The sequence below is a fragment of the Tabrizicola sp. genome (genome assembly GCF_041911175.1).
GTDB lineage: Bacteria > Pseudomonadota > Alphaproteobacteria > Rhodobacterales > Rhodobacteraceae > Tabrizicola.
This window is the reverse complement of sequence record NZ_JAYRPN010000060.1, coordinates 1-19,963: the sequence shown is the minus strand read 5'-3', so window position 1 is coordinate 19,963 and position 19,963 is coordinate 1. Positions and strand designations below refer to the sequence as shown.

6 protein-coding genes and 1 tRNA gene are annotated in these 19,963 nt (G+C 66.6%); 2 read left to right on the top strand and 5 right to left on the bottom strand.

The genetic code is table 11. The features are described from left to right. Position 1 precedes the first annotated feature (1 nt). Together ACE3P6_RS07815 and betA are read left to right on the top strand one after the other, a co-directional pair. Positions 2-1,459, top strand: coding sequence for a cytosine permease (locus tag ACE3P6_RS07815; RefSeq protein WP_374393489.1), 1,458 nt, complete (start codon positions 2-4; stop codon positions 1,457-1,459). A gap of 79 nt (positions 1,460-1,538) precedes the next feature. Next, complete coding sequence (gene betA / locus ACE3P6_RS07810) at positions 1,539-3,224, top strand: choline dehydrogenase (RefSeq protein ID WP_374393486.1); 1,686 nt, start codon at positions 1,539-1,541, stop codon at positions 3,222-3,224. Between the two features lie 157 nt (positions 3,225-3,381). Here the strand turns inward: betA and ACE3P6_RS07805 are convergent, their stop codons facing one another. The 5 genes from ACE3P6_RS07805 to ACE3P6_RS07785 form a co-directional block, all read right to left on the bottom strand. Continuing rightward, positions 3,382-4,395 carry a hypothetical protein gene (locus ACE3P6_RS07805; protein ID WP_374393484.1) on the bottom strand — a complete coding sequence of 338 codons (1,014 nt, stop codon included), beginning with the start codon at positions 4,393-4,395 and terminating at the stop codon, positions 3,382-3,384. Then, entirely contained in the window at positions 4,392-10,226 is a 5,835-nt protein-coding gene (locus tag ACE3P6_RS07800) for an AAA family ATPase (protein ID WP_374393481.1), read from the bottom strand. Before ACE3P6_RS07800 ends, ACE3P6_RS07805 begins: the two co-directional genes overlap by 4 nt. A gap of 14 nt (positions 10,227-10,240) precedes the next feature. Then, positions 10,241-16,255: a DEAD/DEAH box helicase gene (locus ACE3P6_RS07795; RefSeq protein WP_374393479.1), complete on the bottom strand. Its 6,015-nt coding sequence runs from the start codon at positions 16,253-16,255 to the stop codon at positions 10,241-10,243. 10 nt (positions 16,256-16,265) lie between these two features. After that, a complete protein-coding gene (locus ACE3P6_RS07790) occupies positions 16,266-19,310 on the bottom strand; it encodes a hypothetical protein (RefSeq protein ID WP_374393476.1) in 3,045 nt (1,014 codons plus the stop codon). A gap of 570 nt (positions 19,311-19,880) precedes the next feature. Next, positions 19,881-19,957, bottom strand: a tRNA-Met gene (locus ACE3P6_RS07785). Positions 19,958-19,963 lie beyond the last annotated feature (6 nt).

Genomic DNA, 19,963 nt, shown 5'->3' with positions numbered 1-19,963 from the left:
GATGGCGAACGCGGAAACCACCCTCACCGGCACGCCCAAGAGCGGCAGCCTGGAATATATCGAGGCCGCCGAACGCGGCGACCTGCCGCTTCTGCCGCGCGAACGGCTCTGGGGCTTCTGGGAATTCACCTATGCCAATGCGGCGCTGGCCATCGCCACCTGGGCCTTCCTGATCGGCGGCGCGGTCGGCCTTTTCGTCGGCCCGCGCGAAGGCATCGCCGCCATCGTCATCGGCAACATCATCGGCGTCATCCTGACCGCCCTGCCCACCTGCGTTCCGGCCGGGAAATACGGCGTCGAGCAGTTCACCTATCTCCGCAGCCAGTTCGGGCCGAACGGCAGCCGCCTGGTCTATTTCCTCGCCGTCGTGTTCCTCACGATGGGCTGGCTTGCCGTGCTCAGCATGATGTTCGGGCGGTCCATCGACGGGCTGACCGCGCTCGTGTCGGGGGGCGAGGCCACGCCGCTGGGGCCGAAGGTCATGGTGGCGGCCATCGGGGCGATCCTCCTGACCTGGTTCGTGGTGGCCAAGGGGCCGACCTCGATCAAGTTCTTCAACATGGTGATCTCGCCCGCGCTGGTCCTGTTGATGGGCTGGATGATGTATCTCATCCTGTCGCACCATTCGCTTTCCGATCTTCTGGCGATGAAGGCGCTGGCCCCGCCCTTCGAGGACAACACGCTGAACTTCATCATCGCGGTCGAGGTCAACCTGGCCGCCGGATTCTCCTGGTGGCCCTATATCGGCAACCTCGGTCGCCTGACCAAGAACGAGCGCACCGCCTTCTGGCCGAACATCATCGGCATCTTCGGCGCGGCGGCCCTGGGCGAGGTGGTCGGCCTCCTCGGCTCGGTCGCGCTTGGCAACAGCGACCCGACGATCTGGATGGCGCAGGTCGGGGGCATCACGGTGGGCGTCATCGCGCTTGGTTTCGTGGCCTTCGCCAATGTCACCTCGATGGCGAACATCCTCTACACCTCGGTCGTGGGCCTGCGGCAGATCGGCACCGGCGCGATCCGCAGGGTCCGCTGGGATGTGCTCCTGTTCCTGTTCTGCGTGGTGCCGCTGATCCTCGTGGTGTTCTACCCGACGATGTATGACGGCTTCTTCATCTTCCTGGTCTGGACCTCGGCGCTGAACTCGGCGCTGGCCGGGATCGGGATCGCCGACTACTTCTTCCTGCGCCGCCAGAAGCTTGACCTGCGCGCCCTGCACGGCGACCCGAAGACCTCGGCCTACCGTTTCGCCGGTGGCTTCAACCCGATCGGCATCGTCGCGCTGGTGGTCGGCTTCGTCGTCTACATCGCGGTCTTCAACCCGCAGACGCTGGAAAGCGCGCCGGTGTTCAAATACCTCACGGCCTCGCTGCCGTCCTGCCTGGCCGCCGGGCTGGTCCACTATGTCCTGACCCGGATCTTCGCCAGGGGCGACGGCTGGGGCGACTACCCCCGCGGCTGACCCTTCCGGCCGCCCCCTTCGGCGGGGGTCCCTCGATCCCCGCCACCCTTTCCTTTACCCGCCACAGGGAGGACCCCACATGTCCCGGGACTTCGACTACATCATCATCGGTGCCGGTTCCGCCGGTTGCGTTCTGGCCAACCGCCTCAGCGAGGACCCGGCGACGCGCGTGCTGGTGCTGGAATACGGCGGCAGCGACAAGTCGATCTTCATCCAGATGCCGACCGCGCTGTCGATCCCGATGAACGGCACCAAGTACAACTGGAAATACATGACCCAGCCGGAGCCGGGACTGGACGGGCGGCAGGTGCACTGCCCGCGCGGCAAGGTGCTGGGCGGGTCGTCCTCGATCAACGGGCTGGTCTACATGCGCGGCCATGCCAGCGATTTCGACGAATGGGAATCCTTGGGTGCCCGCAACTGGGGCTATGCCAACTGCCTGCCCTACTTCCAGCGCGCCGAAAGCTGGAAGGGCGGCAGCGACAGCTATCGCGGGGCCAAGGGACCGCTGTCGACCAATGCCGGGAACGAGATGAAGAACCCGCTCTACCGCGCCTTCGTCGAGGCCGGGAAGGAAGCGGGCTACATCGGCACCGATGATCCCAATGGCTTCATGCAGGAGGGCTTCGGCCCGATGCACATGACGGTGAAGGACGGCGTGCGCTGGTCGACGGCGAACGCCTATCTGAAACCCGCGATGAGCCGCCCGAACCTGACCGTGATCACCCATGCCATGACCCGGCGCATCCTGCTGGAGGGCAAGCGCGCCGTGGGGGTAGAATACGACCATCAGGGCCAGCGCCAGGTGGCCAAGGCCCGGCGCGAGGTGCTGGTCTCCGCCGGTCCCATCGCCGCGCCGCACCTGTTGCAGCGCTCGGGCATCGGGCCGGGGGCGGTGCTGCAAAAGGCGGGCGTCGAAGTCCTGCATGATCTGCCGGGCGTGGGCGAGAACCTGCAAGACCATTCCGAGGTCTATATCCAGTATGCCTGCAAGGAGCCGATCACGCTGAACGGCAAGATGGGCCTTTTCAGCCGCTTCCTGATCGGCGCCGAATGGGTGCTGTTCAAGCGCGGACTTTCGGTCACGAACCATTTCGAAAGCGGCGGCTTCATCCGCTCGGACGCCGCGCTCGGCTCGCCCGACATCCAGTTCCACTTCCTGCCTGCCGCCATGCGTTATGACGGCAAGAAGCCCTTGAAGGGCCACGGCTTCATGGTGCTGACCGGCCCGAACAAGCCGAAAAGCCGGGGCCATGTCCGCCTGCGCTCGGCCGACCCGTTCGAACAGCCCGACATCCTGTTCAACTACCTCGACCGCGAGGAGGACCGCGAGGGCTTCCGCCGCTGCCTGCGCCTCACGCGCGAGATCATCGCCCAGCCCGCCTTCGACCGTTTCCGCGGCGAGGAGATGGCCCCGGGCAAGGACGTGCGATCGGACGACGAGATCGACGCCTGGGTGCGCGAGACGATGGAAAGCACCTACCACCCCTGCGGTTCCTGCCGGATGGGCGAAGATGCGATGGCGGTGGTGGACAGCGAGCTGAAGGTGCGCGGGCTGGAGGGGCTGCGCGTCATCGACAGCTCGGTCTTCCCCAGCGAGCCGAACGCCAACCTGAACGCGCCGACGATCATGCTGGCCGAACGCGCCGCCGACATGGTGCGCGGCAAGCCGCTGTTGCCGCCGTCGAATGCGCCGGTCGGTCAGGCGCCGGGCGTCGGACTGACCCAGCGCAGCGGAGCGCCGGTGCGGGCGGTGGTCTACTAGGTGCGGCTTCTGGGCCGATCACCGCTTGCCGATCTTGTTGGTCCTGTCGCGGCCAAGGCAACCGCATGCCGACGGTTCCGCCCGGCCGGTTTGATCGCCTGGCCCTTCGCCCCGGGATCCTGGGATGAAACCTCGACAGAGGCCTTCGCCGCCGGATCTAGTCTTCGCCTCGCATCTGGATGGCAAGGTGAAAGTCTTCCACCGCGATGGGCTTGCGATGCGCCAGATCATTTCGCAAGTTCGCCAGGGCTGCGACCTGTTCGGCCTCATCGCGGACCAGTACCCGTCCCAACTGGCGTCGCAATCCACCCAGTTCGATATCCTCTACGCTTGCGACGCCGAGGGCCTTCAGATGTTCGTCCAGGTACAGATGCTTGCGATGGCGCTTGATCAGCCTCTGGCGGTGCCCCTCGATCCAGGGAAAAAGCACCGACAGTTGCGCCGTCCATATGCGGCGGCGAAGCTCGACCTGATCGCCACGAGCCAGAAGATGCAGCGGGCAGGCAAAAGCGGTCAGGCCGAAGCTGATCTGTGCCGAGATCGCCTGGTCGGCATGACGCTGCAGCCAGCCCATCGGATTCAGGATATCCTCTACCCGCTGGCTGACCAGGTCAGCGACAAGGTCCAGCCGCCAACCACAGAGTTCCACGGCCAGGTCAACCGCCAACCGCTGCAACAGGTCATTGCGCCCCGAGGGAACGGCAAATTCGGCCCAGATCATGGCATCGACCCGCCGCAGCCTCCTGCTCCACTCCAGTCGTCCAAACCCCGGGACGCCCGCGTCACCAAGAAACAGCAGCGCCCCCCCGTCGTCCGCCTTGCCAAAGCAGGCGGCGAATTCCGTCAGGACATGGGCCCAGCGCGCAAGATCCGCCACCGGCAACTCTTGCGCCTCGATCAGCAGGACCCGGCCAGAGGCCACGATCCGAGCCGTCGTGGCGCCCGGCAGGCCACAAGCTTCGCCAAGCACCGCGAGAGGCAGTTGACCTGGTGCCGGATTCACGCGTTCGACCGGCACCGTCTCGCGCAGGTGGGTAATCAGTCGGGCGGCAAGGCCTGGCGGGGTCGACGCATCACAGCAGATGACCGCGCCGCCCTTCCAGACCAGAGGTTCGATCTCGGTCAGGAATTGTCGGGCGGCGGGCAAAGACCAGGGGTCGGCACCCCTCATCGGGGGCGCCCGGGCTGGTTGCAGGCACGAAACAGCAGGGCGCCCAGCGGGGAAAGCCCGATGGCGGCAGGTTCGGGCGTCTGGAACAGCCCCAAATCCGTCATCTGCCCGATCTCGCGCCGCGCATTCGGATTGTCGGGTGTCAGAAGATCGACCAGGGTTTCTTCTTCCTGCTGGCCATCCCCGTGAACCAGTTCGGCCGCGTTGCAGAACAGCGGCACGAGACGCTCGGGCAGGCCGACCTGCGCGGGCGTGAAGGCGACGTCGCGCCCCAGTTCGCGCAGGCGCCCGACGATATCGTCACGGCGCCCGCCTGCGACCAGGGCATCCAGACCCTGGCGCATCTGGCTCAGGACAGCCGGCGCGCCACCAGACACTTCCAGCAGGACCTCGCGGGCCTCTGACGTGTCCAGGAGCTGCAGGCCGCTGTCTGAAAGCCACGCCCGCAGCATCGTGCGTTCCCAGGGTCCGGCACGGAAGATATCCAGATCGGTCGGAAGCCCGCGCGGCCAAAGCCGGGCCACAGCGTCTGGTGCCCCGACGACAACCGGCAGGAGGCGCCCCTCGCGCACATTGGTATGGGCCGCCAACCAGTTGACCCAATCGGGCTTCAGCCCCTGGGCCTGCAAGACCAGGACCTTGCGCCCGACGACCCGATCCACGATTCGGCGCAAGTCGGCATCCTGGCCGCGGAAGACCTCGCCCGACAAGCGCCCCTTGCCGTCAGTCCACCCATCCGCCATGTCGGCCAGGATCTGCGCCTGGTCGCCCCCCAGAACGGCAGCGGCGGCAATCACCAGCCGGACGCCTTGCCCCCTGGCATCGAACAGGGCCGCCATGCCCTGGTCAGGCAAGGGGGCACGGCGGTCGACGTGCGGATCGGGGCCAACACGGCGACGGTAGTGGTTCGGATCGTAGTCGACGCGAGGCTCCTTGTCGGCGATCTTCAGGATCTCGTCCTCGAGTTGGTCCAGCTGACCCAGCATCTGCGCCACCTGCGCGCCCCGTAGCCCGTAAAGCACCGGCGGCCCGGGCAGGCGGATCAGGACGCCGAGATCGACCATCTCGTCTAGGAAGGCCGGGAAATCGAGACGCCCGAGTTTCTCCTGCCCCTTGGGCCAGTACATCTCGGCCTCGTGCTGCACGGCACTTGCCGCCATCGCGCCGCCCTCCGCATCTGCCGACAGGATGCGATGTCGCGCCAGGACCTTGGCGATCAACTCGTATCGCGGGTCGAGGTTCAGGGTCCACTGGAAGCGTTCGCGGATCTGGTTGTTGATCCCCTCGGAGGATGGGCCGCGGAAGAGTTGCTCTTCCTTCAGGACCCAACGGGGACCGGCGCCCTGCAGTTTGGACTGGTTCGAGAGACCTTCCAGCAAGGCCTTGAGGAAGACCTGCATCAATGAGGGGTAGAAGTTCACCCGGGTCAGGAGAGAGTGGATCAGTTCGGGATTTTCGTAGTAGAATCCGGCGGCCTTCATCGGTTCGACCACAAGGCGCCGGGCCTGCTGACTGCTGTCAGGCGTGGTGTTCAGCGGACCGATGCAGATCGGTTCGGACAAATGCACCAGCGGCGAATTCGGCGCCTTGGCCATGCGACGCACGTTGTGCAAGCCGGCAAAGACAACCTTGAAACGTCGGGCGGTCTCTTCCATCAGGTCCTTCAACGGATTCAGGTTCGGAAACCCGTTGCGCGACTCGGAGCTCAGGAAAAGGTCGGCCTCGTCCACCAGGAGAAGGATCCGCCGCTCGCCACTCTTTCCAAGCCAGGCCAGGATCGCAGAGCGGATGTCCTCCGGGGTCTCGACCGACTTGGGAAGGATCTGATCCTCGATCAGATGTCGCCGGATGGACGCCCAGATCTGCGCGGCCGGCTGGACCGGGCCGCCGAACTCGTCGATCTTCAGGTAATAGGCATGGCGCCCGGTTGCAGGCTGGTGGAACCGCTTACGCACATGATGCAAGAGCGCCGACTTGCCCAGCTGGCGGCCGCCGTAGACCAGGCACCCGTCCGCCGTCGCCCCCTCGATCTTGGCAATCTCGGTTTCACGACCAAAGAACATCTCGACCGGAATATTTCCCGCGCTGGTCGTATAGGGCTGCAGATATCCGAAGGGAGTGGCGCAGGCAAAAAGCCGCTGCATCCCGTTCCCCCCGACGGTCAGGTACAGGACCTGGGCTTCGTCGATCAGAAGAACGGTCTGCTTGGCCCTGCGCATGGCCAGGCCGAAACTTTCGCGCCGGGTCTTGGACAGGCGACCGAGCACCAGAAGGATGCAAGGTGCATCGCGGCCGATCTTTGCCATCTCGGCGACCAGCTGCGCATCCTCGACATGCCGATGGGCAAGGAAGACCGGATAGCTGCCATTCGCCTCCGAGCCGAACACCGGCGGCAGGAACCAGTCTTGCGCCGAAAGGCGATCAGCCTTCATCCACATCCAGCGCAATTGTGCCGAAAGCTGGGTTTCCCGCTCGATGAGGACCGACGTGAAGCCCAGCCGCTCCATGAAAGAGCGCAGGGCCATGCCGATGTCGCGGCTCCGCTGGAAGGCGTTGACGACGGCACGCCAATTCGCGTCCAGTTCGACCGCCCGCTTGATCTCATGTTCTTCGAGACCCTGGAAATCCAGCGGACCGGCAGCACCGCCCGATTCCATCGCGGACTGGATCGCCGTCGCATCGACTTCCGACGTCAGGGCCGAGACGAAGCCCGGATAGAAGGCGCTGAAGTGATCTTCTTGCGCCTCGCCGGCCAGGGAAAAGCTCTGGCCGTTCTGCAGTCGGATCAGGATGTCTTCGACGGTGATCGGGTCGCGGGACTCGAGGCTCTCGGCGACGAGCATCGCCTCGTGGGACAGCTCGGCAGCCCCGGCGGCCCGCAGTTTGCGCGCCAGGTCCTCCAACCTGCTCCGTTGTCCCAAGCGGATGCCGTTGCGGACCCGATCGCGCAGATGGCGGGCCTCGGACAAGAGCCGGGCCAGATGCGGGAAATCCGGCGGGATCGCCGGGCTGCGGTGACCCTCTTTCATCGGCAGGGCGTAGTCTCCGGCCGCGTCAAGGGCACGATCAATCAGGCCGAGGCGGTCAAGCCAAAGCTGGATCTCCGGCGAGGTGGCAAGGTCGATGCTTTGCAGGGGCTCCAGGTCATGGCGCAGGCCGGTGATCTCGATCCGGGCGGTCTCACGGGCGGTATAGCGCGTGTTCTCGAGGTCGATACGAAGCGCCTGCACTTCGGCCTGGGTCAGGCGTCCCTGGCGCTCGAGCCGTTCGACAAGGACCTGGGCAGGCAAGATCGCGTTGTGTGCGAGATGCGTGGTCAGGGCCAGGCGCTCCTCCCGCTCGAAGCTGTCGGGTTGCTGCAGGGCAAGGAAAAGCGCGTGCCGCTGCGCCCGACGTTCAAGATTGAACGCCGGATCCTCGGGTGCGTAGGGTTGGCAATGACCCGGCAAGCGCAAAAGCGCCGCATCGAGGGCTTCGGTCGGGCGGATGGCCCTCTGGTCCGCCCGGCCTTCCACCACGTCCAGGAAATCGGTCACCGCCCGATCCAGGACACGCTGGACGGCGGCGTCTATCCCGGCGTCGTCCATCCCGCTGCGCCTTGCCCGCGCCAATTCCTTCTTCAGCGCGTTGACCTGCGGCTCCAGGGTCGCCTTGCGCCGCGTGTCGCCGCCCTGGTCTTCATGGTAGGCGGAGCGCCAGTCCAGCAAGAGGTTTGCCCCCTCGCGCAACTTGCGCACGATCCATTCCAGGGCCATGCCCCTGATCGCATCGCGTTTGGGTCGGCCGATCTCCTTCTCGGCCACCGCCACCATGTCTTCGGCGGCCTCCTTGTCTGTCGAAAGGGAATGAAGCCGGCCAAAACCCGCCTCGACAGCGGCAATATCCCCCTCCAGCGCCGCTTCGAAAAGCTGCCCGAGGTCACCATGAACATCCAGGAACTTGTGCAGGATGACTCCGCTGGGCGCGTGCATCGTCTGCGCCTTTCGCGCGCCGGGAAGCCATTCGCGGATGGCAGCCAGCGCCGCAGGCAGGCGCCGCTTCTTCTCTCCGCCCGCGAGTTCAGTCAGGTCGGACAGGCTGGGCTGAAGATCGCGCCGGAGTTCCCGCAGCAGCACGACGACCGGGGCAAAGACCTGCAACCCATCCGAAAGGGAAAGGGCGCGCAGGTGGTCGCGCGCATTGGTGTCGCGCGCCATCAGCGCCGGGCGCAAGAGTGCCGCAAGGGCCACCGACCGCGCCCTGAGACCCGCAGCCGTACCGCGCGCTTCCGCCGTTTCAACCTCGGCCACGGACGCTGCCAGCCATTCGCCCAGGTTCTGCGCCGCAGCGTCATAGGGCCCGGTCAAGACCTCGCTGGCGACCAGGGATTTCAGAAGGCCCGAGGGCACCGGCGGAACCAGGCCGTTTTCCTCGGCCAGGTCGGTCAAGTGCCAGGCCAGGGCCAGTTCCCCTTGATCAAGCAATTGCGTCATCACCTCGTCCAGGGACTGGCGTCCGGTCCAGGTGGCGGCAATCTCCTCTGGCTCGGGGTCGGCCACTTGCGAGACCGAAACCGCCTCAGCACGACCATCGAGCAGATCACTATCCGGGTCCGCGTCGGGGGTCGGGGCGGGCTGGATCGAGATGGCCGCCGGTGCGTCTGTCGGATCCGTGGCAGGGACGGACGGCAACACGCGCGGCGAGGGCGAGGCACTGCCCTCGGACGGGACGACTGCGTGAACACCGTGCTGGTTGATGTCAATCGGGGTGAGTGCCGTGTCGTCGACGGGGGACTCGATGGAAACTGTCATCTCGGGTTCGGGGGCGCGAGAGTCATGAGTTTTCGTGGCCGCGGGCTGGGGTCCGCCAGCTTCAGCTTCGAGGCTGCCTGTCTCGCCCGGGCCCCGATCGCCGCCCAACCCTTTCAGCGCGGCCAGAAGCCCTGCGACAGCCACGCGCAAAGCGTCGCGAGCGGTCGTTGCTGCCGCTTCGGCCGCATCGGCTGCATCAAGAGCCGCACGCTTCTCGGGCCGCGTGGCCGCAGGATCGGCACCGACCGCGCGATCTCGCGCTTCTGCCTTGGCGAAGGCATCCTGAGCCTGCGCACTGGCGTGCTGCAACAGCAACAGGTCGGCCACCAGGCCTTCGGCATCGGTCATGGCCTCGGGGCTGTCCAACCCCTCCAGGACCGCGGCTATGTCCCCAGCCAAGTCCAGCGCGGCGAGGGACTGACCCAGCTCCTCCCGGCGGTGCGCGAGAGCGGCGGCCAGCTCGTCCTCGGCCACCTCGATTTCGCAGGCCACCACAAGGTCTTCCGCCAAGGCGACCAGGGCTTGCGCCGTTTCGGGGTCGGGCCGGGTCATGCCGTCGAGCACTGCCTGCATGCGTTGGACAAGGGCCTTCCAGTCATGACCTTCGGAAGCCACCTCGTCGCCGTCCGGTGACGGCGCATCCTCGACCGCCAAGGATGCGGCCCAAAGATCGTAGACTTCCCGCTCCAGGGGCGGCCAGGTTTCGAGAGCAGGCTGCATGGTCCGGGTTTCCCTGTCCCATGCCATCCCGTCGATCCGACCTTTCAGCCATCTCCATGATCTGCATCCGAAAGAACGTTGCTGGTCCTTGGGCTTGGGAAAGGCTTGAAAGGCAGCGAAAAGCGCCTTGCACCACGCGGCATCAGACCGCATCCGTTCCAGGACTGCGGAATAGAAAACCGCATCTTCGCGCAGCCCCGCCTTGTCGATGAACCGGAAATGCAGGGCGAGGCGCTTGCGGTCACTGACGGCCAATTGCCAGATTTCCGCGAAAATCTCCCAGGTCAGATGAACCTCGGCAATCGATGGTTCATGTTTCATGATAATGCTCCCGTTCAAATCTTTCCTCCATCCCAGACCAGCGGCTCATCGCCCCCTTCGACCCGGAACAGCGCCCGCAACAGCTTTCGGGCCTGAGAATCCGGTAGTGCTTGGAAATCATGGCGAATTTCTGACCCGATTGCGCGCCAGGCCCCGAAGCCCTGGTCGAACAAGAGGCGATAGCGCCGCCCATCTTTCAAGGTGAAGGCGAACTCGCGACGATGGGGAAGATCAGTCTTCCGTTCGGCCAAAGTGACCCGGGCGGTGGGCAGCAGCGCCGCCAGGACGGCTACCCGGTCGCGGTCATGCTCGAAGCCGTCGAACACGCGCCAAGGGTCGCCGCCCCTTGTGCCTGAAGGCGCAAGATCGATCCTGACTCTGGCCGACCCGGCCCCCGGCATCCCTGCCACCACCCCGGCCAGCAGCAGGACCGCCACTGGGGTCAGGAGATAGCGGTCGGAATAGGTGATCTCGGCCACCCCCAGCTTGCGCATCGCGGCCGTCTCAAGGGGAAGGGTCTTTTCGATCCACTCCCAGAAGCGTTGACCGAAGCCCGTGGCCAATCCATCCAGCCTGGCCCCTGGCGTCAAAACATGACCGGTTCCGGTGCCAAGCTCCAACAACCTGTCCGTCGAGATCGGCACGCCCTGGACCGGTGCCTGCATCGGACCGATAATCAGCGGTGCGGTCGCCCCCGCTCCCCAATCGGCGCCGGCCAGGGTTTCCGTCCCCCCAGCCTGGGCGACGCCGCGCCAGGTACCGGTCCTGCCCTCGAGCTGCGACAAGATCGGCAGATCCGCGGCAAATGGCAGGCGGGCCAGCCGGATCAGCCGCGCATGACCTGCCAACCGGTGCAGGGAGAGCTTTACCGACAGATCGAAGCCCGCATCGGTCAAGGCGGAATCGGTCAGCGCGATATCGACTGCCACCCCGGCCTCCGCCAACGTGGCGAGCCGCCCTGCGATGGACCAGCCCGGCAGGTCCCAATCGGAAGGCGCGCCATGCAGGAAAAGGGTGACACGCGACAGGCTCCCGGCGCGGCGCAGGTCGTCGATCATCTGCACGAGGCCGCCCCCCAGATAGCGCGATCCCTCGCCCCAAACCCTGAGTGCCGTCGGCAAGCACAGCAGTCCGACAAGTGAAAGAGCCAGGTTCAGACCTCCCACCCGGTCGATCCTGAGATCCTTCTGGCTGAGATCAGGCTGCAGGATGCAGGCCGGGCAGCCCGAAGCACACTCTTCGGGACAGGCCAGGCGGTTGGCCGCCAGTCCAAGAAGCTCCGCCAGGACATCGGCCTCGCCCAGGCGCGCCACCAGGCCCGCGCCTCCGGCGGCCCGATCATGCAGCCACAGCGACACCGGAGCCCGCTTTCCCGCCACCGCAAGGCCGGAAATCCCGGCGCTGACGCCGATCTCGTCGCTTTCCACGCCAAGCGTCTCGGCCAGGCTTTCGCGCAATGCGGCCGCCAGGGCAAGGGCAGCAGGGGGTTGAGTATCGGGCAACTGCAATTCGAAGACATCGGTTCGCGAGGATTGCGCCAGATGGACATGGCGCTGCACCCGATGCGGTGCCGTATAGCCCCCCGGGCAGTAGCCGTCCTGCGTCGGGCGCGTCTTGTGTGAGCGCGCCAAGGGGAAGTGGCGTTTCATCCCGCTGGGCAGGGGCGCGTCCGCCCCGGCTTGGGGTTGCTCCATCGGCTCGGCCCGGCCGCAGTCCAGGCAGATTGCGAAACCGCCGCCCTGTTTGCCGCTCGATCTGGAAACGACTGTTCCCTCCGGGTGATGACGGAAGCGCCCGGCCCTTGCGTCAGGCAATGCGGTCCAGGCAGCCCTGCCAGCACTGACCTTGGGGGCGCTGAACGGGCTGTGCGCCAAGGACTCGTAGCCGGTGTGCGGTGCCTTGGACGTCAGGAATCCGGCCGGACGCAGGATCCTGACCGATGTCACCGTCAGGGCGCCGCAATCGGGACAGGTGGACGCGGGCTCCGAAGTGACCACGCCGAACCCGTGGCAGGACTGGCAATCCCAAAGTGTCCGCAGGTCCTCAAGCTTCGAGGCATCCTTGTCGGCGCCCCAGGCCGGCATTACCCCTTCGGATTGCCAGACAAGGCCGTCGATCACCACATCAGCCCCCGGCGCATATTCTCGGATCGCCTGGTGCAACTCACGCGATGCCCCTGTGGCGGCGAAACTTGGCGTGTCATCGTCGCCGTCCCGCGCGAAACGGGCCGGAGTGAAGCTGACGACATCGGTGGGGAAACCATAGGCCGGGGTAAAGCCGCGCCGGGCAAGCTCTCCAAGCAGGAACTCCCCTGCCATGCGCTTGGCGCGGAAGGTGAACGCCTGGGCCGCCTCTTCGCCTGACCCGTCACGGCGCAGGATCAATTCGTCAAACTCGCGCCGCCAGGCGGACACCAGCATCTCCAGGGCCATAGCACTGCACGAGACCAGGTCCCGGCTGGATCGACCCTGAAGCCCGGTTCCTTGGACAAGGTCGCCAAGAAAGGCAGCCAATTCGGAACTGCTGGCCCAATCTCCACCAAGGTCCGCCAGAAAGGCCGAAACCGGAGCCTGAGTTTCACGCGGTGGGCCGTCGACGACCGCGCCGAGGAAGTCCCCGGCACTGGACTTCAGGTTCATCCCTCCGCGTTCGGCAATCCAGCGGCCAAGCAGCGCCGCGTTCACGTGGCGCTGCACCAGCGCGGCGGAGTCCAGCCAGACCCTGGGCGCGGCGATTGGGCGGCGAAGGAAGCCGCCGGGGTCCTGGAAGGCCTTGGCGTCCAAGGGCAAATCACGACAGAAGGTCAGGCCGAAGGCCCAGGGCTCGCGCCGCCGCCCTGCCCGTCCGATACGTTGACGGTAGTTCGACAGGGCCGGTGGCACATTGGCATTGACCACCAGGCGCACGGCGGCAAGGTCGACCCCCATCTCCATCGTGGTCGAGCAGTTCAAGAGGTTGATCTCGCCCGCGTTGAAGCGGGCTTCATAGCTCTTGAGCACGGCTCGGGCGATCTGGGCCGAATGCTCCTGGGCCCGGATGAAGACCGGAAAGGTGACGATGCGGTCATGAAGGTCGCTCCATAGCCCGCGCCTTCGAAGGTCCGCCAGGACCGGGTCGGTCTCGGCCCAATCGCTCAAAGTCTGGCGCTCGGTCGGCCCCAGGCCAGAGGCCCGCGCCAGGGGCAGGCGCGGGAAAGTGATCCGTGTCATGGTCCGCTCTGGATCAAACGGCGAGCGTCCGGCGATGGCGTGGGCGATGGGACGGCGGGTCAGCGGGCAGAACCAGGCCTCCTCGACCCGCGCGAAGGCAGCCTTGGAGAAATCCAGCCGGTAGCCGCTGCCGTCGGGCCGGCAGGCCGCGCCCGTGATGCGACGCCACAGCCAATCCAGCACCTCGGCCGCACGATCCTGGTGCAGCGGCTGGGCAGGGTCGCCACCGATGGCCTTGTAGACATGGGCCACAAGCCGCGCGAAACGCCGATTGTCGGGCTGAGCGGTCGGCCATATCCGCGAGAGCGTGCGGCGCGCCTCGACCGGGGTGTCGGGGGAATGGATCGTGTTCACCTTGCCGAAGCGCGGCGAGACGATCGCGACCATCCATTCGGGGATATCCACGGCCAGAGTGTCACGGAAGACCATGTCGATGGCCGTCATCGCCAGACCCAAGGCGGTCTCGACAGTCAGCCCCTCGGGCCGCACCTCTGCTTGGATCCTGGCTTCGAGTGCGGGGAAGACCAGGCGGACAAGGCCCATGGTCTCGGGGTTGTTCTGCACCTTGGGACGGCGGAACATCTCGCGGAAGAGAAAGGTGCGGGCCAGGTTCTCCGGCTGGTCCCAGAGCCGGGTGCCCTGCGCCCGGGGCCGCCAGACCACGCCCGCCAAGGTCGTGAGGTCAGTGTGCTCGGACAGGCGTCGGACGGCCTGGGGCCAGGGCAACGGGCGGTCCGACTGGGAAAGCAGCTGCTTTCTGTCGGCCCTGAACGTGGACAGGGGCCCGGCGACCAGCGCCTGCATCTCGGGCGGCAGGGCCTCGAGCTTGGCGATATTGGCCTCGACATCCGCCAACTTCCCAGGGTCGCCACCTGGCTGGACCTCCTGGACCGCGTGATACAGAAAGGCACGGGCCAGGTTGCGTTCAGCATCCTGTTGCAGCTTTGCGGCCAGGCGGGCGACGCCCTGGCGGCTGTCGGTGAAGCTGATCGCCTTGCGCCCCCCGGCGGGAAGGCCGGGCTTGTCTTCGGGCGGCGCCAGGTCCTCCAGCGCCTGCGGCAATGCATTTGCCAGAAAGAACGCCGGACCGAAACGCAGATCCTGCAGCGCGTGCTCCTGCGCTTCGGCGCAGCACCGGCGGGTTTGCGGGTTCTCCAGAAGGGTGACCGCCACTGTTGGCTCCTCCTTCGGCGGGGCATTGTCGAAGATCCTCAGATTGCGGCCAATCCAGACCTGGGCGCCTGCCGCTCCGGCAGGCGCGATCAGCGCGGCCTCGGAACCGACCAGGGGCCCCTCCGGCTCGGCATCGAGCGCGAAATCGTCGCTCTCGCCTGGCTGGGCGGCGGCCAGGCGCGGCTCGGCGCCCGGGACGACCTCGCTGCGCAAATGTGGCGTCCCGCAGCCACGACAGGACACGACTTCGGCCACGGGCGCTCCGCACACGCAGGACGTGCTGGGCGCCGTGGACAGGGCTCCAAAGGGCCAAGCCGCCCCCTCCGCCAACAACTCGGCACCGCGTGCAGGGCATGCCGCGTCCAGGCAGGCCCAGACCCCGCCTTGCGCCCGGTGAAAGAAATGCGCTCGCCACGGCAACAGGCGCTGACCGTCGTGTTCGGCCAAGGCGGCGGCATCGAGAACCCGCTGCGCCTCATCGTCCCGCGACGCATCGGCCCAAAGGTGATGCGCCGCTGCCCCGAGGGAGACGGGTCCGGCCGACAGCGCGCGCCTCAAGCCCTGGATCCGCGGGTGCGGGGCAAGGCGCGACCAAAGCGCCGCAGGGTCAAGCCCCGCAAGCGCACCAGCGTCAAGGGACAGGTCAGGGCCTGGAGGCCCAAGCTCCAAGGCATGTTCGACACCCGCCACAACCTCGATGCGGGCCAGGTCCTGCCCCGCGAGGGCCGCGGCGAAAACGGCAAGCTTCTCGGTGGCATCGGCGCCACCGCCGATTGTGGCCGAGGTAGCCATGAGGCGCATATCCGTGGCCGAGACGCCGAAGGCCTTTCGCACGCGGCGCAAGAGCAGTGCCATTTCGGCGGCTTGCGATCCGACATAGCCATGCGCCTCGTCCAGGACCATCCAGCGCAGCGCCCCCTGGCTTGCCTGAAGGATCGACCGGTCGCCCTCGCGCAAGAGCAGGTATTCCAGCATGGTGATGTTGGTCACCAGGATATCGGGCGGATTGGCGCGGATATCAGCGCGGTTGGTCAATTCGACCTTGGAAGATTTCCTGCCGCCCGCCTTGAACGCCGTCTGGGGCGTGTCGCCGTTGTAGAGTGCGAAACGCACCCTGCCGTCCAGTCCCGCAGCCCAGGCGGACAGCCGTTCGCGCTGGCTTTCGATCAGGGCGTTCAACGGGTAGAGCAGGATCGCCTGAACCCCGCCCCCGGAACGGCGATGACGCAAGATGTCGTTCAGGATCGGGATCAGGAAGCACTCGGTCTTGCCCGAGCCCGTTCCCGAAGTCACGAGAACCGACTTTTCCTCGCGCAGACTGGCCTCCCAGGCCCGGTGCTGATGCCACCAGGGAGTCATGTCGCGCGCCATCCGGTAGTCCGTGGCGCCGGCCAGCGCGGCAACAAGGTCGGGTTCCAGCAGGTCGCCGGACAACGCTCCCATGGTCTTCGGGCCCGGCGCCCAGGCCTTCGCCGCCTCGAAAACCGGATCGGCCAATAGCGAGCCTGCCCGCCCCGGAGGCGCCGAAAGCAACCTGTTCAGTGTCGCATTGAACCCCGGGCTCGCCACCCGGGCGCGCGACGTCACCGCAGAGGCGCCGCGACGGGCGAGTTGCAGGAGCGCTTCGGCAAGATGGGAGGCGGTCATGCTGGTCCTTTCAGGCGAGGGACAGGCCAAGCGGCAAGGCCGTGTCGAACCATTGCGGGTCCGCGTGGCGCAGTGCCAGGAGGTCCAGGATCTCGGTCGCGGTCAGGGCTGGCCGCAGCCCCAAGGCAACCTCGGCCACGACGAGAGGAGCGGCCAACAGGGGGTTCAGCCCCTCGAAAAAGCCCAGAGGCTGGGCCAGATGACGGAGCGGCAGCGTCGTCGCGCCTTGTGGCACATACGGACTGCGGGCCGCCAATTGCCTTGCCGCGTCGGCAAGACGCCTGGGATCCCTCGGGGCACCCAGCGGGCGGGCCTGCCCGTCGCTTCCAAGAGCAAGAGGGTCAAGGCCAATGGCCCGCATGCCAAGGCCCAGGTGGCCGGAAAGCTCTGGACGCAGGTCCTGCACCGTTCCGGCCGTTCGCGCCAGGTGATTGGCGGCAAGCGGGCGGATGGTGGCTGGGTCGAGCCCCGCCTCGACCAGCGCACCCTCGACCAGCGCCAACCCGGCGCCCATGCCCTTGGCCCAAGCCGTCACCGGGACCGCAGGCCACCAGATCGGGACTTCGGTCTCCAGTGCAAGCGCTGCGGCGATGTCGAACGGCGCGGCACGGAACAGCAGTGCCACGGCGACCTCGGGAGCCGAGCCCAAGGCCTGGGCCTGGTCGAGCGAGCCGCAATCCCCACCCGCGCGGGCCGCCGCCAGGACTTCGACCAGATCGGTCCAGCCGGCATTCCGGGGTTCCGCCATCATCCGGCTCATGGCTGCAAGATATGTCGCAATCCTTGCATCGCGCGTCGATGGTGCGACAGGCCCGGAACCATAGGGAAAGGGGCGCATCACGCCGTGTTCGGACCGGCCTTGCACGAACCAGAGATCGGCAACATCAGCCAACCAGGCCGAGGGATCGAACATTCCCGACGCCGTCGTCTGCCGGGTCGTCACCGGGGTCCGGACCGTCGAGGCATGCAGATCGACCGGCACCGGGCCAAGGTCGAAACAGTTGCCCTGTCGCGTTGGCTGCCAATCATGGCGTGAGATCTTGAGCTGGGGCGAGGAGCGATCGGTCAGCAGGCGCAAGTCAACCTGCCCGTCCGCTCCGCTCAGGGCCTGCACCTGCGCCAACAAGGGCCGCCAGGCCGCAAGCCGCAGCGTGCCGCCTTCTCCGAACGCGACGGGATGGCTGGCCTTGGGCATTCGCAGCTCGATGACTCCCTTTCGGGGCAGCACGCCACGCCAACCGAGCAGACTGCGCAGCGACACCTGGCGCGAAGCGGTCACGCGTTGCCCCGCCGCGTCCAGCAGCATGGGGTCCAGGGTCGGCCGTGGCTTGATCAAGCGCAAGCTTCGACCCTGGGCATCAAAGAATTCAAGGGTGATTTCGCCCTGGTCGGCCTCGGCCAAGCCCGCCGGCATGCGATCATGGCCCAGAGGCAGGACATACCGACCACGCCCCGAATGCACGGCCAGCCGCCAGTCCCGGGGCAGTCCGCGCACCGCGACATCAAGGCCCGCCGGGTCTTCACGCAAGGCCACCGAAAGGTCGGACGGAAGGAACACCGCCAGGGTCGAGGCGATGACCTCACCTGCATCGACCCAGTCGAACCGCTGAACTGCAAGCCCGCGTCCCGAGGTCACGCGAACCTCCGCCGTGACATCGCGCAGCGGCAGGTCCCCGCGCGCGCCCAGGATGCGCGGCGAGCCGACATAAGCGGGGAGGCCGTTGTCCACCCGCCCCGCGCGCGCGGTTTCTGCCAGAATGAGAAGGCGGGCCTCGGGTGCGTCCTCATCGGCCCCGGTAGCGATCGACAACATCCCGACCTTGCCCGTCCCCGACACTGGCCAGACCTGCCCCCCGGGCCCTGGCAACGGGTCGTGGAGCGTGACCCCCGCGTCACCGACCGGTCGAACCGCGGTCAAGAGCCAAAGCCGGTCGCCGCGGCTCGACCCACCCACCGCCGGGACCAGGGCCTGATCCGACCCGGGCCTCTCGCGACGCCACAACACCGGACATTCGCCGGGCTCCGGCAGGCCGGGGTCGATCACGGCGTCGCCCAAAGCCACGCCATCGGCATAGGCCGCAAGCATGGCGGGCACCCAAGGCTCCAGCGCCAGAAGAAGATCGCGTGCGGCTTCGACCCGCCAACCGCCGAGGTCGGGACTGGCCCGAAAGCTCGAACCGTCCGCCGCCACAAGGCGCAGTACCAGGGTCCGATCCGCCCCGGGCAAGAGACCGAAGGGCAAGAGGCCCCCCCGCAGAATCCGCAGGACCCCGGCCCAGGCCCGCCCGCCAGCCGTGGGCATCAAGAGCCTCTGGGCAAGGACACCTCCACGGGGACGCTCGATCTGCCGCGACAGGGCCGGCAGAAGAATGGCTTGGCGTGCCTCCTGCGACAGGCGCAAGGGAAGGCGATCCCCCCAGCCTTGACGGTTGCGGTCCAGCCAGAGTTGTGCCGCCTCGATGTCGAGCAAATCCGGCAACTCGCGACGCAACTCGACAAAGGCTATGGCGAGATCACGCAGCAGGTCGACCGAATCCTTTCCCTGCAAGGCCGCCGGCAAGCCAGTGCCCCGAAAGGCCGCGATCCGGTCGAGCGCTCCGATATCCCCCGGCTCCAGGGCCTCCCGCTCGATATCGCCGATGGCCCCCAGGACGGCCGAGGCATAGCCGCTGCCCCGGGCCAGGAACGCATCGGGCAATCCACCCTCGGCCAAGAGGGAGTAGAGATACAGGGTGGTATTGTCGCTTGCGCGTCGCCGGACCGGGCGCTTCCAGAAGGCCAGGCCATCGGCAACCCATTTGATGCCAAGGTCGCGACGTCCCGACAGGTCCATTCGGCACAGCAGGAAGTCCCACGTCAGGCTACCGGACCCGTAGTTGCGCCGAATTTGCTCGACTGCCCAAAGCACGAAAAGCGGTGCCGTGTGCAGGCGACCCGTCTCAGGGGCGATGGCCGCCGCCAGCGCAGCAAATTCCGCGTCTGTGGCGCCATAGGAATGCAAGGGGCGACCATCCGGGGCGGAAAGGTGATGGCGCGCCAGGAGGAGGTCGATCAAGCGGGCCAACTTCCGGAATCTTCCCGAACAACAATCTCTAATTGCATGACTTTTCCTCACTCTACCTAAGATTTATCCATTCAGTCACCGGCAATCCAGACCCAAAAGCGGCTGCCTTCCAGGACATGGCTTGGTTCCTCAGGTCATAGGCCAATTGGGTGACAAAAACTGCCACCCTTGCGGTCGGATTTCGCTTGCCTCTCGCTGACGATGCCATGCCGTTCGATCCCATTCCCGCTCTCCGCGGAGACCTAGGCGTCTGCGATCAGGCAGGGCGCTAAGCACGGCGCTCGTTGTTGACCGCATGGTGCGGAACCCCCGCTTGGTGCCGGAAGCGCCGGTCAGGCCCGTCCCGTCCGACTCCGTCTTCATCCTGCAAGGTTGCGGCGGGATGGCAGCAAACGCAAACGCCGCCCTTGGCGGGCGGCGTATAAGCGTTTGACAACGCGTGGCTTTTTGGTTGCGGGAGCAGGATTTGAACCTGCGGCCTTCAGGTTATGAGCCTGACGAGGTTCGACCGTGAAGCGAACTCTTCAGCGGAGAGTTTGTAGGTCGGACGGGCTGCGGTATTGGTTGCGGGGACAGGATTTGAACCTGTGACCTTCAGGTTATGAGCCTGACGAGCTACCGGGCTGCTCCACCCCGCGCCAGGG